The 17,266-nt window shown below is 50.7% G+C and carries 9 protein-coding genes; 4 read left to right on the top strand and 5 right to left on the bottom strand.

What is annotated here, in order from left to right:
- Positions 1–54 precede the first annotated feature (54 nt).
- The 3 genes from M2404_RS03280 to M2404_RS03270 are packed head-to-tail and all read right to left on the bottom strand — an operon-like array spanning position 55 to position 7,370.
- Complete coding sequence (locus M2404_RS03280; protein WP_259238298.1) at positions 55–3,123, bottom strand: efflux RND transporter permease subunit; 3,069 nt, start codon at positions 3,121–3,123, stop codon at positions 55–57.
- On the bottom strand, positions 3,120–6,203 hold the full coding sequence (locus tag M2404_RS03275) for a multidrug efflux RND transporter permease subunit (RefSeq protein ID WP_259238297.1): 3,084 nt from the start codon (positions 6,201–6,203) through the stop codon (positions 3,120–3,122). The genes M2404_RS03280 and M2404_RS03275 overlap by 4 nt, the downstream gene beginning before the upstream one ends.
- A 9-nt stretch (positions 6,204–6,212) precedes the next feature.
- On the bottom strand, positions 6,213–7,370 hold the full coding sequence (locus M2404_RS03270) for an efflux RND transporter periplasmic adaptor subunit (protein ID WP_259238296.1): 1,158 nt from the start codon (positions 7,368–7,370) through the stop codon (positions 6,213–6,215).
- Between the two features lie 218 nt (positions 7,371–7,588).
- On the opposite strand from M2404_RS03270, the gene M2404_RS03265 reads away from it, so the two are divergent.
- From M2404_RS03265 to M2404_RS03250, 4 genes are all read left to right on the top strand, one after another.
- Positions 7,589–8,587 carry an alpha/beta fold hydrolase gene (locus M2404_RS03265; RefSeq protein WP_259238295.1) on the top strand — a complete coding sequence of 333 codons (999 nt, stop codon included), beginning with the start codon at positions 7,589–7,591 and terminating at the stop codon, positions 8,585–8,587.
- A 409-nt stretch (positions 8,588–8,996) separates the two neighbouring features.
- Positions 8,997–11,948: a TonB-dependent receptor gene (locus M2404_RS03260; RefSeq protein WP_259238294.1), complete on the top strand. Its 2,952-nt coding sequence runs from the start codon at positions 8,997–8,999 to the stop codon at positions 11,946–11,948.
- Between the two features lie 83 nt (positions 11,949–12,031).
- Entirely contained in the window at positions 12,032–12,745 is a 714-nt protein-coding gene (locus M2404_RS03255) for a SapC family protein (protein ID WP_259238293.1), read from the top strand.
- 15 nt (positions 12,746–12,760) lie between these two features.
- Positions 12,761–13,759, top strand: coding sequence for a cupin-like domain-containing protein (locus M2404_RS03250; RefSeq protein WP_259238292.1), 999 nt, complete (start codon positions 12,761–12,763; stop codon positions 13,757–13,759).
- On the opposite strand, the gene M2404_RS03245 is transcribed toward M2404_RS03250, so the two are convergent.
- Positions 13,756–14,733, bottom strand: coding sequence for a glycoside hydrolase family 16 protein (locus M2404_RS03245; protein WP_259238291.1), 978 nt, complete (start codon positions 14,731–14,733; stop codon positions 13,756–13,758). The genes M2404_RS03250 and M2404_RS03245 overlap by 4 nt on opposite strands.
- Before the next feature lie 3 nt (positions 14,734–14,736).
- On the bottom strand, positions 14,737–17,262 hold the full coding sequence (locus M2404_RS03240; protein ID WP_259238290.1) for a glycoside hydrolase family 3 protein: 2,526 nt from the start codon (positions 17,260–17,262) through the stop codon (positions 14,737–14,739).
- Positions 17,263–17,266: the final 4 nt, after the last annotated feature.

Here is a 17,266-nt window from a genome sequence, read left to right as displayed (position 1 = left end):
AAAAGCCATCGCAGGCACCGGCTGCCTGATGGCAACCGGCAGGGTTTTAACTACTTAACCCGCTGCTGAGGTTACAGCCTTAGTGCGTACCGGGCTTTTACGGCACTTGCTGATCAGCAGATATACTGCCGGGGTGGTGTAAAGCGTGAGGATCTGGCTTACCAGTAAACCGCCTACTATGGTAATACCCAGCGGCTGGCGCAGCTCAGAGCCTTCGCCTACCCCCAACAACAATGGTAAAGCCCCGAGCAGCGCAGCAAAGTTTGTCATTAAAATAGGCCGCAGCCGCTGCCTGGCAGCCTGCGCAACGGCTTCCTGGGGCGATAAACCCTGGTTACGTTCGGCAGCCAGAGCAAAATCGACCAGTAAAATGGCGTTTTTCATAACGATGCCAATCAGTAAAAACAGGCCCAGCAGCGCAATTAAATTAAAATCACTGTTAGTAAGATACAGCGCCAGCAATGCCCCAAGCCCGGCACAGGGCAAAGTTGACAGTATAGTCAGCGGTTGCAGCAGGCTTTCGTACAATATGCCCAGCAACAGGTACACTGCCACTATCACGCCGATAATCAGCCAGGTTTGATCGCTGCTTTTAAACATTGCATTGCGCTGGTTCTCGCCGCTTATCGCATGAATAGCACCGGGCACCATCAGCTCTGCCAGTGCCTGATCGATGGCCGCTGATGCCTGTTCCATAGTGGTATCCGGTCCAAGGCCGTAGCCGATGTTAACTGAAGCAAACTGGCCGTCGTGCTGTACTCTGTCATTAACCAAACCATAGCGGTAACTGGCAATAGCCGATAGCGGTATCTGCCGGCCGTCACTGGTAATAATCTGCAATTGCTGCAACACCTCTGGTTGGGCGGTGTAACCAGGCATCAGTTCCATTACGATACGGTACTGGTTTTGTTGATCATATAAGGTGGCAATCTGACGCTGTGAGAAAGAATTATTCAGTAGTGTGGCCACAGTACGCATATCAACACCCAGCCGTTGTGCGGCTTCTCGGTCGATATGCAGTTCAATTTGCTGCGCATCCTCACCGCCTGGCGTATTCACATCAACCAGCGCAGGTAATTCCTGTAGTTTTTCGCCAACTTTTTTACCCCACTGGCGCAGCAATGCCAGATCGTCGGATAGCAGCTGTACTTCGTAATCACTGCGGCTAAAGGGCGAAGACAAGCGAATATCCTGATCAACATTCATAAACAAAATGCCGCCCGGCACCTTGGGTGCATTAGCCCGCAGCCGGTCAACCACAGCGCGGGCAGAAATCTGACGTTCGGCCAGCGGCTTTAACCGCACCCGCATCCATGAATTACTGACACCACTGGTGCCGCCGCTGGAACCGGTAACATCGGCTACAGCAGGGTCTTGCAGAACAAACTGACGAAACGCTTCTATTTTTGGCTGCATCATCTGAAAGGAAGCACCATCATCACCGCGTACAAAGCCATTCAATTGGCCGGTATCCTGCTCTGGCAGTAAGCCAGACGGTAGTTTGCTGTATAACCAACCACTGGCGGCAAACAGCAACACCAACGCTAATAACAGCCAGCGATAATGGTTCAGGCCAATATCAATGCTGCGCCGGTAACCCTGACCAAAACGGTAAAACAGCCCTTGTTTCTGCTGTGCCAGCGGCGCGGCTTTTAACATCAGTGCTGACATACTGGGCGTAAGAGTTAATGACACCAGCAACGAAATAACCATTGCAGCCACCAGCGTAATTGAGAACTCGCGAAACAGCCGCTCTACCAGGCCGCCCATAAATAAAATGGACAGAAAAATAACTATCAGTGCCAGGTTCATTGCCAGCAGGGTAAAACCTACTTCTGCCACGCCCTGTCTGGCAGCTTGCAGCGGCGACAAACCGCGCTCTAAATGGCGTTTAATATTTTCTACCACCACGATGGCATCATCCACCACCAGGCCGGTGGCAACTATCAGGGCCATTACCGATAAGTTGTTCAGTGAAAAACCACACAGGTACATTACGGTAAAAGCGCCAATCAGCGATATGGGTATGGTGAGACTGGGGATCAGCGCCGTGCGTAAACTGCCAAGAAATGCCCAAACCACCAGCACCACCAGCACGGCAGCGATCAGCAGGCTAACCTGCGCTTCCGCCAGCGTAGCGCGGATCACCGGGCTGCGATCCATCACCACAGCTAAATCAGCTCCGGCCGGGGTCAGCGCCTGCAACAACGGCAGTTGCTGATAGATTGCATCGATCGTTTCAACAATATTGGCACCGGTACGCCGGCTTACCAGCAGGATCACTGCATCTTTGTCGTTGTGAAAACCGGCGCTGTAACGGTTTTCGGTGGAATCTGTTACCAGCGCCACATCTGACAGCCGGATTGGCGCACCGTTAATGTATTTAATAATCAGGTTTTGGTAGTCGGCAGCCTGACGTAAGGTTTCACTGGTAGCCAGTTGCCAGCGATGGCTATCGCTTTCCAGTACGCCAAGCGGCACTGAAGCATTAACACTACTGATGGCGGCGCGCACTTCATCCAGTGCCACACCGTAGTGCGCCAGCATACCGGGGTTAAGCTGTACCCGCACCGCAGGCAACGAGGAGCCACTTACCTCTACCTCGCCTACGCCGGTAATTTGTGCCAGTTTTTGTGCCAGCACGGTAGAGGCGTTGTCGTACAACACACTGCCTGCCAGATGGCCTGAGCTTAGCGCCAGCGCCATTATCGGTGCCTGTGACGGGTTAAACTTGCGGTAAACCGGGTTACCCGGCATACCTGCGGGTAACTGGCCACGGGCAGCATTAATAGCAGCCTGCACTTCGCGGGCGGCATCATCAACATTGCGCTGCAATTCAAATTCCAGCCGTACCTGAGTAGACCCCTGGCTGCTGGACGAACTGATGCGCCGGATACCGGAAATACTGCCAAGTGCCCGCTCCAGCGGTGTTGCCACCGTTGCAGCCATGCTCTCAGGGCTGGCACCGGGCAAACTGGCGGTAACAACAATCATTGGAAAATCAATAGCAGGTAACGGCGATACCGGTAATAAACGCCAGCTTAATAAACCCAGCAGTAAAATAGCGCTGGCCAGTAACGAGCTGGCTACCGGCCGTTGAATAAAGGGCTGTGCCAGGTTCATACTGCGGTTGCCTCTGCCTGCATTGCCGGTTTGCGCTTGCTGAACAGGCGGTCAAACCACAGGTACACCACCGGCGTGGTAAACAGGGTAAGTACCTGACTTACCATTAAACCGCCTACCATTACCAGCCCCAGCGGCTGGCGCAACTCGGCACCGGAACCTGTACCCAGCATCAGTGGTATAGCACCAAATAAGGCCGCTAAAGTGGTCATCAGAATAGGCCGGAACCGCATCAACGCCGCCTGATAAATCGCGTCATCAGGCGTTAAGCCCTGGTTACGCTGCGCATCGAGCGCAAAATCGACCATCATAATGCCGTTTTTCTTTACCAGGCCAATCAGCAGTACTATGCCGATCACTGCAATAAGATCCAGCGGCTGGCCGGTAATCAGTAAAGCCAGTAAGGCACCCACCGTAGCAGAGGGCAACGTAGATAAAATGGTTATCGGGTGGATCAGGCTTTCATACAAAATACCCAACACTATATACATGGTAACGATAGCCGCCAGCACTAACCACAGCGTGTTGCTAAGCGACGCCCGGAATGCTTCGGCCGCGCCCTGAAACGTTAGCTCAACTTCAGGCGGCAGTTGCAGTTGTTGCTGCACCTGCTCAATGGCGGCAACTGCCTCACCCAGCGAATAGCCGGGGGCCAGATTAAACGACAGCGTTATAGCCGGAAACTGCCCCTGCTGGTTAATCAGCACGCGGGCCGGCCGCTGGCTTACCGTGGCCACGGCTGATAACGGTACTGTGGCACCACTACTACTGGTAAGGTACAGTTTATCCAGCGCATCTATGCCGGTAACCTGTGCCGGATCAGCCTCCAGCACGATGCGGTACTGATTAGCCTGGGTAAACAGGGTTGAAACCTGCCGCTGGCTGTAAGCACTTTGCAATACCGAGCTTATTTGTGCCACTGTGAGGCCAAGCCTGGCAGCGGCTGTGCGGTCAATATCGATATAAGCCTGTAACCCCTGCTGCTGAAAATCATGTGCCACCTCTGACAACTCAGGCCGTTGCTGCAAGGCACTGAATACCTCCGGTAACCACAGACTTAACATTTCATGGTCTGGCGTGCTCAGGCTGAACTGATACTGGGTACGGCTTACTCTGTCTTCGATGCTAAGCTCCTGCACCGGCTGGAACCAGCCCTTAATACCGGGCACAGCCAGCACCTGTTGCTCCAGCTGATGTATTATTTGCACCGCCGATGCACTGCGCTCACCATGCGGTTTCAGGTTCACCAGAATACGGCCACTGTTAATACTGTTGTTATTGCCATCTACGCCGATAAAAGACGACAGGCTGCTAACGTCACTATGCTGCAGAATATTCGCCGCCAGTTGTTGCTGACGCTGCGCCATAGCCTGAAACGAAATATCCTGCGGCGCCTCGGTGATAATTTGTATTACACCGCTATCCTGCACCGGGAAAAACCCTTTAGGCACCATCATATACAAACCGGCTGTCAGGGCTACCGTTGCCAGCATACTGGCCATGGCCAGCCGCTGATGGCGCAGCACCCACTGCAACGCTCGGCCATAGGCGTTAATTACCCGCTGCATAGTACCAGGGTTATCTTTATCCTCGTGCGGTGGCAGTGCGGTTAGCATATGGGCACACAGCATAGGCGTAAGGGTTAACGACACCACTAATGAAATCAGTATTGCTACGGTCAGAGTAACGGCAAATTCATAAAACAACCGGCCTACTACATCGGCCATAAACAGCAGCGGGATCAACACAGCAACAAGAGAAAAAGTTAATGAAATCAGTGTGAAGCCAATTTCTTTCGCACCTTTAAGCGCAGCCTCCATCGGCGAGGCACCCTGCTCGCGGTGTCGGGCTATGTTTTCCAGCATCACAATGGCATCATCCACCACAAAACCGGTTGCAATCGTCAGAGCCATTAGCGTCAGGTTGTTTACCGAAAAATCCAGCAGCAACATGACAGCAAAAGTACCAATAAGTGATAACGGTACTGCCAGGCTGGGAATAATAGTGGCCGGTATAGTACGCAAAAACACAAAGGTCACCAGGATCACTAGGCAAACCGCAAAAATCAGTTCTTTTTGTACATCACGTACCGAAGCCCGGATACTCAGGGTACGGTCGGTTAATACTGTTACATTTACCGCCGCCGGCATGGTGGAGGTAAGCTGCGGCAGTAGCGCCTGTACTCTGTCGGCGACCTCGATAACGTTTGCGCCGGGCTGGCGCTGAATATTCAGCAGTACAGCCGGCTGCTCATTTGCCCAGGCCGCCAGAAAACGGTCTTCGGCACCTTGCTCTACCGTGGCTACATCTGCCAGCCGCACCGGCGCATTGTCACGCCAGGCAATAATCAGTTGCTGATATTCGGCTATATCACGGATCTGATCATTGGCATCGAGCATAGTAGAGCGAAACGGGCCATCAAAGCTGCCCTTAGGTTGGTTAGTGTTGGCGGCGGCAATGGCGCTGCGCAGGTTTTCCAGGCTTAAATCCATATTGGCCAGTGCGGCCGGGTTGGCTTTAACCCTTATCGCCGGGCGCTGACCACCGGCCAGGCTTACCATGCCTACGCCGGGCAACTGCGCCAGCTTTTGCGCCATCCGGGTGTCAACTAAGTCGTATACCTGAGGCAAGCGCAGCGTATCAGACGTGATGGCAAGCGTAAGAATAGGCGCATCGGCCGGGTTTACTTTGCGATACACCGGTGGTGTAGGCAAGTCAGATGGCAACAATGACGCAGCAGTGTTAATGGCTGCCTGTACTTCCTGCTCGGCTACGCCCATATCCACTACCAACGCAAACTGCAATGTAATAACCGATGCACCGGCTGAACTGCTGGATGACATTTGCTTTAAGCCGGGAATTTGCCCCAGCCGCCGCTCCAGCGGTGCGGTAACGGTACGTGCCATAATGTCGGGGCTGGCACCGGGGTTAAAACTAAACACCTGAATAATAGGGTAATCTACCTGCGGTAATGCAGCTACCGGCAACTGCCGCCAACTGAGAATACCGGCTATAAGTATCGCCAGCATTAATAGCGACGTAGCAACAGGCCGCAGTATAAAAGGACGGGATAAATTCATTACCGCCCCTTAACCGGCCGGAACCGGCTGGTCGGTAATCACCTCAACTGCACGGCCCGGCCTTAATCTGTCCAGCCCTTCCAGTACCACCAGATCCCCGGTTTGCAGGCCATCTTCCACCGCGACCAGGCCGTTATCTGTAGCGCCCAGTTTAACCTGGCGGATTTGCGCTTTGTTTTGCTCAATCACATACACATAATTACCGGCAGAGCCATACTGCACCGCATCTTGCGGAATAGTTACCGCGCCTTGCTGCACCGCTACATTCAGCCTGACATTGACAAACTGGTTAGGGAACAACTCTTCCTGCCCGTTAGCAAATTCCGCTTTTAGCCGTAGTGTGCCGGTAGCGGCATCAATCTGGTTATCCAGTGTCGTAAGTGCCCCCTGGCTGAGTAACTGCCGCTCAGATCTGTCCCAGGCTTCTACCGTTAAGCTTTCACCCCGGCGCACGGCCTCGCGTACCTGTTGTAACTGGCTTTCAGGAATCGCAAACAACACTGCAATAGGTGAGCTTTGCGTAATAGTGACCAACCCTTCGGTATTATTGGCCTGAATAAGGTTACCCGGATCAACCCGGCGCAGCCCCAAACGTCCGCTGATAGGCGCATGAATACGGGTGTAAGACAATTGTAGTTTGGCGGCATCAATCTGTGCCTGATTCGATTTTATTGTCCCTTTGAGCTGTGCAACCAACGCCTGCTGCTGATTGTACTGCTGCGCCGAAATAGAGCTTTGCTCGCGCAGTTTGCTATACAGCTGTAAATCCGCTTCAGCATTTTTTAGCTGTGCCAGATTTTGCTCCAGTTGGCCCTGAGCTTGCGCCAGTTGAATTTGATAATCGGCCTGTTCAATTTCTGCCAGCAACTGGCCCTGTGTAACCTTGTCGCCCTCAGTAAAAGCAACTTGCTGCAGTGTTCCGGTTACCCGGCTTTGCACTACTACCGTATTTAGTGGCGTAACCGTACCAATGGTTTTTATTTGTACCCGTAAATCGGCAGCATCGGCCGTGACTACCCGCACCGGAACCGGCATCGCCCAGGGGTTCATTTGCCTGGCAGGCGCTGCTGCTGTGGGGCTACCGGTTTTTGGCCATAAAAAATAAGCTGCAGTTGCAACTACCACCACTACACCTGCTACCAGCAAAGGTTTCTTCAGCAACGCCATTTTCCGTAATTCCTGTAACCTGAGTAAAATCCGCGCTTACTATAAGTTAGCGTTAACATTGGCTCAACGCGGTAAACGTCAAGATTAGGTAAAGATTGCCGGCATTTCGGCAGAACACTGCTTTAGCGCGTTAAATAACTTAACTGCAGTACCAGATTAGGCAATAACGGTGTTTTTATTTACACTCAAATGGTGTTAAAACAAAACAGGAACAATTTATGCGTATTTTCACGGCTATTGTTGCCACGGCTATGGCTTATGTTTTTTCTGCACCGGCATTTGCCCAAACCTCTTATGGCCCACGCCTTGAGGGCTTTGACTATCCGTTTGAGGTAAAAAACTACCCGTTGTTAACCCAGGGCCAGAAGCTGGAAATGGCCTATATGGATATTGCTCCTGTGACAACAGCTAACGGCAAAACCGCCGTACTATTGCACGGCAAAAACTTTTGTGCCGCCACCTGGCAAGCCAGTATAAAGGTACTGACCGGCCAAGGTTACCGCGTGGTAGTGCCTGATCAGATCGGTTTTTGTAAATCCAGCAAGCCACAGGGATATCAGTTTAGTTTGGCACAATTAGCCGCTAATACGCACAGTTTACTAAACAGTATTGGGGTTACCCGGCCGGTTGTTATCGGCCATTCTATGGGCGGTATGCTCACCGCGCGTTATGCGCTGCAATACCCACAAAACGTGGAAAAAATTGTGCTGGTTAACCCTATCGGGCTGGAAGACTGGCAGGCTGAAGGCGTGCCTTATGCCACTATTGACGCCCTGTACGCTAACGAACTAAAAACCAGCTTCGACAGTATTAAAGCGTATCAGCTGAAGTTTTATTACGACGGCAACTGGAAACCGGAGTATGAGCAATGGGTAAATATGCAGGCCGGGCTTTACGCAGGCGCAGGTAAAAACATAGTGGCAATGAACCAGGCGCAAACCTCTGAGATGATATTTACCCAGCCGGTAGTACATGAGTTTGCCAATATCCGCGTACCGGCAGTACTGATTATTGGCGGAAAAGATCGCACCGCACCAGGCGCCAACCGCGCCAGTAAAGAGCTGGCAGCTAAACTGGGTAACTACCCACAACTGGGTCAGGCCGCTGCTAAAGCCATGCGGGCGACGCTGGTGGAACTACCTGAACTGGGCCACTCACCCCAGGTAGAAGCTGAACAGGAGTTTCATCAGGTGCTATTAAAACATTTAGCTGACTAACGCCAGCTGACTCCAGTTATAGTTATTACAGCAGCACTTTTTATGCTGCTGTTTTTCTACCTATTATCTAAACCCGATCCGGCAAAAAACGCTGGTTGCCTCTGCCCTTCCTTAAAGCACCAATAAAGAGCAACACCGCCTCTTGGCAAGATCAACAGAAAACTTAATGCATTGTATTTAAAGGTAAAATCAATACGCCATCTGTATCTGCCCAACGCAATGCACCAATATAAACACAGACCTGCACAATATTGTGCAGCTTTTTGCTACTGATGTATTGACCTTATGACATTAATCATCTACCTTTTGTAAGCGCTTACATTATAGGTTTTAGCCACAAGATTAAAAATGTAAGCGCTACCAAATAATTAAAACGATTACACACTCAGCAAAACACGGGAGAAAGGGTATGAACCACACACGTTTCAAACTATCGCGTCTGGCGATAAGTTTGTCACTTATTACAGGCGCCGGTGTTATGGCCCCTGTTTATGCGAATGACGATACAGCACAAACTACTGAAGTTGAAGTTATACAGGTTACCGGTATTCGCGGCAGTTTAGCTAAGTCGATGGATATTAAACGTGAGTCAACCGGGGTAGTGGATGCTATAACGGCAGAAGACATTGGTAAATTCCCGGACACCAACCTTGCTGAGTCGTTACAACGTATTACCGGTGTATCAATTGACCGTTCAAATAACGAAGGTAGCCGCATTACCGTACGCGGCTTTGGCCCTGAGTTTAACCTGGTGACATTAAATGGCCGCCAGATGCCAACTAACGATGGCCGCTCATTTGATTTTGCCAACCTGGCTACAGAGAGTGTTTCTGGTGTGCAGGTGCATAAAACAGCCCGCGCCGACGTACCCAGCGGCGGTATTGGCGCCACAGTAAATATTTCAACGGCCCGGCCATTGGATAACCCTGGTCTTAAAGCTGCCGTAGGCGCAAAAGCAGTATACGACACCGCTAATGAAAGCGGTGACGACTTTACGCCGGAACTGTCCGCCATTTTCAGCAACACCTTTGCTGATGATAAATTTGGTATTCTGATTTCAGGTTCAGTGCAGGAACGTAAAAACCGTGCTGAAGGTATGGCCGTAGATAACTGGATCCCCAATGTCGATCTGTCAAACTCACCTAACCTGCAGCTTACCGATAACAACCAGCGCGCTGATGGCAATACCTGGTATCCGCAAAATGCCGGTTACGAAATTCTGGATAATGATCGTAAACGTACCAACGGCCAGTTGGTTATGCAGTTTGCACCTACCGACAACTTTAAAGCCACGCTGGATTACACCTATGCCAAACAGGAACTGGATGTAGAGCGCTACGGTTTTGGTGTCTGGTTTAATAACGGTGGCAACGTACAGAGCGCCACCATTAATGAAAACGGCACTTACGTTAATATGACGGAAGTAAATGGCGACTATGCCACTAACCTGAACCGCAATGGCTCTGCCAGTGAAACAAAATCGCTGGGGTTAAATCTGGCGTGGCAGGTTACAAATAATCTGAGTCTGGAGCTGGATGCTCATAGCTCAAAAGCCATCAGCAAAGGCACAGGTCTTGGCCATGATGCCTATATGATTATTGGTAATACTTCATGGGCGGGAGATGACGCTCACCCTAATGCAACAGCTAATTTGGAAACCAAAACTGCCAACTTTACCCCTGGCGGTATTCCTGTTATCGATTTTACCCTGACAAACGGCCAGCCAGAAATACTGCCCAGCGATATGGGCTCTTTATTTGGCGGTGTCAGTAAAAATCACAATGAAAATGCCATGGACCAGGTGCAATTAAAAGGTGAATGGCTAAACAGTAGCGACAGCGCACTGGTTGCTCTGGATTTTGGTATTTCTTACACCAATATGGATTTTAACTACAATAATGCCTATTCGGGGCAACTGGCCGCAGGTTGGTGGTTATGGTCCGCTGACTGGTACCCAGATGATATGTTTTACCGGGTAGATACCAGCAGTTTACTGGACAAATTCTCCGGCGGCGGTAGTGATAAGCAAATTAATTATTTTTATGCTGCTGATTTCTACGACATTGTAAATATTGCAGAGAGTATTGATTGTGATCATCCTGACGGTGGCATAGGGGCTTGTAGCTGGCCTGCGTCGCTAAATGGCCGCTTCGGGTCCAATGCAATTCTGGAAAACCATAAAGTGAATGAGAAAAACATTTCACTTTATACACAAGCCAGATTTGAAACCGAATTTAACGGTATGCCGGTAAATATTGTTACTGGCCTGCGCTACGAACAGACAGATTTAACCGCAAACAGCCTGGAAACTCCGGCGATAAGCATGCAATGGGTAAATGGTAACGAATGGGCATATAGTTACACCAATGAACAGTCATATTCTGATGGCCGGGGAAAAACCCGCGAGTTTTTGCCTAATGTTGATGTAAACGTAGAGATTATTGATGATCTTATGGGCCGGTTCTCATATAGCCGGTCGCTGACCAGACCTCCGGTGGATGATTTACGCTCTGTTACGTCGTTTGACGGTAACCCTAAAGTAGGGCAGCGCAAGGTTTCTGTGGGTAACCCCTCTTTAAAACCTTACACTTCAGATAATATCGACTTGTCACTGGAGTACTACTATGCGCCCGGTAGTTATGTGTCCGCAGGTTATTACCGCAAACAGGTAGATAACTTCCTGGTTGGTGTTACCACAGAAGAAACAATGGATAACCTGCGTGATATATTTAATGGCCCACGCGCAGAGCAGGCTATTGCCGAGTTAGTTGCCGAAGGTATTCAGCCAACGGATCCGGCTATTTTTGCCCGCATTCATCAGAATCAGGGCACAGATCCATCAGGTCCGATTTTCAGTGATGAAAATGATCCTTTAACTATTTTCTCAGTATTAAGGCAAAACAATGTTGAAACGGGCAATCTCTGGGGCTGGGAGTTAGCTGCACAACATATGTTTGCCGACACTGGTTTCGGTGTGCAGGCTAATGCCACCTTTGTATATGGTGATGTTGAAGCAGACCGTAATGCTATTGGCTACCAGTTTGCACTACCAGGCTTGAGCGATTCTGCTAACCTTTCATTAATTTATGAAAATTATGGCCTGTCGGTGCGGGTGTCTTACAACTGGCGTGACGAATTCCTGTCAGGTTTTGATCAGCACCAGGCACCGGTATTTACCGAGTCGTATGGCCAATGGGATATTAACGTAAACTATGCCGTAACCGACAACCTGACGGTATTTGTAGAAGGCTTAAACATTACCGAAGAAACCCAGCGAACCTATGTCCGCTTTCCGGAGCAGTTCCTGCGCGGATATCAGTATGGTGCCCGTTACAATTTAGGCGTACGTTATACCTTTTAAACAGCATGCCTTTTGCTAAACCAGAAAGCCGCTGTAATAAGCGGCTTTTTGTTAGTTATCAGCATAAAACCCAGGGAGAGATAATGGCCAACCACGCAGTGCTGGACAATATCAGCCATAAAGATATAAAAATTATTACCCAAAGTGGCCGCACTTACGGCGACAATGTCAGCCTTAGCACAGCCTTTATCAGTGAGTTTATGCAGTTGCAAAGCTGGTATCCGCTGTTTTTTCGCCACAATGCTGAGCAAGATAACTTTGAGCCGGTGGTATTACTGGGCGTTAAGCCGGGCCAAAATTTGTTTTTGCAGGGCGATAGCTGGCAAAGTGGGTATATACCGCTAAGTATGCAGCGCCAGCCATTTTTAATTGGCTTTCAGCAGCAACTGCACAACGGCGTACCACAACAGGTTCCGGTGGTATGTATAGATCTGGACCACCCGCGTGTTAGTTTAACGCAAGGCGAAGCGGTATTTTTGCCGCACGGCGGTAACAGCCCGTTGCTGGAACATATCAGCTCTGTGTTGCAACATATCCAGCAGGGGCATCTGGCTAACCAGGCATTTTGTGCCATGTTAAACCAGCTAAATTTGCTAAAAAGCCTGACACTGGAACTGAGTTATCAGGGCGCGGTGCATAAAGTTGGCGGTTTATATAATATTGACCGGCAACAGCTTAGCCAGCTAAACGCAGCACAGTTACAGCCATTGCACCAGCACGGTTATCTGGAGGCTATTTATCTGCTGCTGGCATCGCAGGCCAATATCAGCAAAATGCTGGCAACGATGCAGGCATAATCAGGTGAGTTAAACATGCAGGCAATTGACGAAGCAGATTACACCGGTGGCAATCTCAACAGCTTACTGGCAAATCGTACTACACCTTTGGTACTGCGTGGCCTGGTACAACACTGGCCGCTGGTACAGCAGGCACAGCAATCTGATGCAGCGGCAGCAGCTTATCTGCAAGATTTTGTTGCGGATGTGCCGGTGCAGGCATTTTTTGCAGAGCCCGCAGCAAAAGGCCGTTTTTTTTATAATGATGACCTGACCGGGTTTAATTTTCAGCAGCGCCAGACCAAACTTAACGATGTACTAAGCAGCATACTGCAGCATGGCGGGCAAACCGATGCGCCGGTGTTTTATATGGGCTCTACCACCGCAGATTACTGTGTACCGGGGCTAACAGCACAAAACACGCTGGCACTGGACAACATTAATCCGCTGATCAGCGTCTGGCTGGGTAACCGTAGCCATGTGGTTGCGCATTATGACGTGCCGGACAACATTGCCTGTGTAGCGGCCGGTCAGCGGCGTTTTACGCTATTCGCACCTGAGCAGATAGCTAACTTATATATAGGCCCGCTTGAATTCACCCCCGCCGGACAACCTGTAAGTATGGTAGATTTTCGCCAGCCGGATTTTGCCCGTTATCCACGCTTTCGCCAGGCGCTGCAGCATGCGATCACGGCAGAGCTGGACGCCGGTGACGCTATTTATATCCCTTCAATGTGGTGGCACCAGGTAGACAGCTTAAGTGATCTGAATTTACTGATTAACTACTGGTGGCGGCAAACCCCGGCTTACTGCGGTTTACCCACCGACGCATTGCTGCATGCCATGCTCAGCATACGTGACTTACCACCGGCACAGCGTAAAATCTGGCAGCAACAGTTTGAACACTATGTATTTAATGCCAATAATGATACCGCAGCACATTTACCGGCAGATAAACGCGGCATACTAGGGCCGATGCTGGAGCAAACGGCACGTAAGTTACGTGCCATGTTGCTGAGCCGGTTAAACCGTTAAGGTTGCTGGCGTTGATATACCCGCACATAGTCAATTTGCAGGCTTTGCGGGTAGGCGCTGGGGTTTATGCCGGTTTCATTCACTGATCCAGCCCAGTTGCCGCCTACCGCTAAATTCAGCAGTAAATGAAATGGCCGGTCAAAAGGTGCATGCCGCGGCAGGGCCGTTTTTAACGTTACAGCGCCGGTGTGCCATTCGCTGCTTTTTTGCGTGGCGTATAACACATCATCGACATACCAGCGAATTTCACCCGGCTGCCATTCTATCGCATAAGTATAAAATGCATCGGCCGGGCTTTGGCCGTTGGGCAGTTTATAACTCTGGCCGCTGTGTACATTATCCGGCCAGGGCTCACCGTAATGTAAGGTGCCGTAAATGCGCCGCTCAGGGTCATCGGCAAGCGCGCTGGGTTCATCAGAAACAGTACCCAGGTTTACCGCTTCCATAATGTCAATTTCACCGGATAACGGCCAGGGGCCGTATAACCAGTCTGTTGGCAGCATCCATATTGCTGGCCAGCTACCCTGACCTGTTGGCAATTTTGCCCGGATTTCAAAACGGCCATACAGCCAGTCACCCTTACCTTTGCTGCGTAAGCGTGCTGAGGTATAAGGCAGTGTTTTACGCTGATGCGGGCTGAAATCCGGGTCATCTTCATTTAACGCCGGGCCGGTGAAGGTTTCTTTGCGTGCCACTATATATAACACGCCATTATCGACATAGGCATTTTCCGGCCGGTTGGTATAGCACTGTTGTTCGTCGTTACCGCCCCCCCAGCAGTTTTGCTCAAAGCTCCATTTGCTCAGATCAATACTATTGCTGTCAAACTCGTCCTGCCACACCAGTTGCCAGTCAGTACTGGCAACGGCATCAGGCTGATGCTGTGCCACACTTTGCTCAGTAGGCTTTGGTGGCACAGTGCTGCAACTTGCCAGCACAGCGCTGGCAAGCAGGGTAACGAGATAACGACGCATATTTTAGTCTCCGCTGCAGGAAATAGTGGCGTCGCCTGCTACCGCAGGTTTTAGCCGTATATCAGCCAAGCTTAGCACCAGCGGCGCTGTTGTGGCTAATGATACCGGCGTGAAAATCTGGCTGAAGTCAGCGCCTTGCCGGGCAAAACAGGCTAAATCGACACTGATTGTCTGCCAGGTTTCATCTGCCATGGCTTGTAACTGCGGGGCTATATTCAGTGCACTGCTACAGCCTTGTGCGCAGTCCATACCCAGCATTACACTGTCAGGCACTGCACCGCTGCGTTTTACCTGCAACACCAGCGCACTGCCCGCTTCCTGGTATGAACGTAAGTCGGCCGGAAATGCACTGGTTAACGCTACTTTTGCCTCGCCGCTAAAAGCAAAACGGCGCGCGTCTTCCTGTACTGCTTTATCAAAAGTACGCACGGCAACATTACCCTGTTGCTGCACACTGCTAACCACAGCCCGGGTTTCACCGCCACTTTGCAGCAACAACTGATACGGCGCTTTTACTGCCAGTTCAAACAGTACTAAATCATCCAGTGCGGTATCGGTAGCTATCTGCTCTTCCAGCGTGCTACTCAGTGTGCTCTTATCACCGTAACGCAAGCCAAAACCATATGGCAGCAACGGCTGATAGTCGGCATCGTGGCGGTTTACAATTTGCTGCACTGTAGCAGGCCAGCTAAATGACAATTTACCGCGAAAATCGACATTCACACTGCCGTCTGTTTTTGCCATAACCACATCGGCCACACCAACGCCCTCACTGCCCGGCAGCCATATGGCGACAAAAGCATCAGAGGCGTTTAATTCAGGGTTTACCCATAACGGCCGGCCACTGATAAACAGCGACACCACTTTAATACCGTCGGCTTTGAGTTTACGCAGCAGAGCTAAATCAGTTTTATTGCCCCGCTGATATTCCAGGTTGTCTAAATCGCCATTACCTTCGGCATAAGGTTGTTCACCAAATACCACTATGGCGACATCGGGCTTATTGCTGTAGCTGCCATCTGCACTTAGTTCTGTGCTGCCACCTGCTGCATCAACTGCCTGTTTAATACCGGCATAAATTGAGCTGCCACCGGGGAAATCACTGTTAGTATTGCCGGTGCCCTGCCAACTGATCGTCCAGCCACCTGACTGCATGCCAATATTGTCAGCACCTTCACCTGTTACCAAAATATGCTGCTTAGGATTTAACGGTAAAATAGCATCGTTGTTTTTTAGCAACACAAGTGATTGCTGCACGGCATCACGTGCTACAGCGCGGTGCTCAGCAGAGCCTATCAGTTCGGTTTTACCCGACAACGGCCGGTTAGCCGGGCTGGGTTTATCAAATAAACCAGCGCGCAGTTTTACGCGCAAAATACGCCGCACGGCATCATCAATCCGGCTTAGCGGAATAACACCGCTCTCAACCTGCTCAATCAGGTTATAGTACAGCGGCTTCCAGGCTGCCGTAGGCACCATATAAACGTCCAGCCCGGCCAGTGCGGCCTGGGCGCAATTGTCGTTAGTGCAACCGGGGATCTGGCCGTGGCCGTTCCAGTCACCTACTACAAAACCATCAAAGCCCATGCGGGTTTTCAGCACATCAGTTAACAGGTATTTATCACCGTGAATTTTACTACCGTGCCAGCTGTTAAATGACGCCATAACACTTTGTGCGCCAGCCTGCAGACCACCTACGTAGCCCTGGGCATGAATACTGAACAACTCTTGCTCACTGGCAATATTGTCACCCTGATCATCACCACCCACGGTGCCGCCATCGCCAACAAAATGCTTAACGGTACTGATCACCCGCTCATCGCCGAGAAAGTCTTTATCTGCCGCGCCCTGCAAACCGGTAACAATAGCGGCGGCATAGTCGTGTACTATCTCAGGATCTTCAGAGTAACCTTCATAGGTGCGGCCCCAGCGGTCATCGCGCACCACCGCAACCGTAGGTGCAAACACCCAGTCAATACCGGTAACCATCACTTCACGGGCGGTTACTTTGGCTATTTGCTCAATTAATGCCGGGTTATTTGCCGCGCCCAGGCCAATATTGTGCGGAAATAATGTGGCGCCAATAACGTTGTTATGGCCGTGTACGGCATCGGTACCCCACATGGTTGGAATACGGCTGCCGTCCAGGCTGTCGTCTATTGATGCCTGATACATTGCCTCAGCCAGTGCTATCCAATCGGCAGGGGTGGCATGTTTGTTGTCATTTGGAAAGGCACCACCACCGTTTAAAAATGAGCCAAAGCCATATTTGCGCATATCTTCCACGGTAATATCGCGGATTTCCGGCTGGATCATCTGGGCAATTTTATGCTGTAACGTCATGCCCGCCATAATGTCGGTGATTTTCTGCTCAATAGCCGCATCTTTGGCTATGGGTAACTGTAATTCTGGCCAGATGGCAGCGGTGTTATCTGTCACGGTATCAGGCTCTGTTGGTGCTTTGGCACAAGCTGTCAAAATAACAGCGCAGCTTATACTCAAGAGTGAGGGTTTCAGGCGAAATGTCATAGGG

It is taken from the genome of Rheinheimera pacifica, from assembly GCF_024809855.1.
In the GTDB taxonomy this organism is placed as follows: domain Bacteria; phylum Pseudomonadota; class Gammaproteobacteria; order Enterobacterales; family Alteromonadaceae; genus Alishewanella; species Alishewanella pacifica_A.
This window is presented reverse-complemented; position numbering and strand designations above follow the sequence as displayed.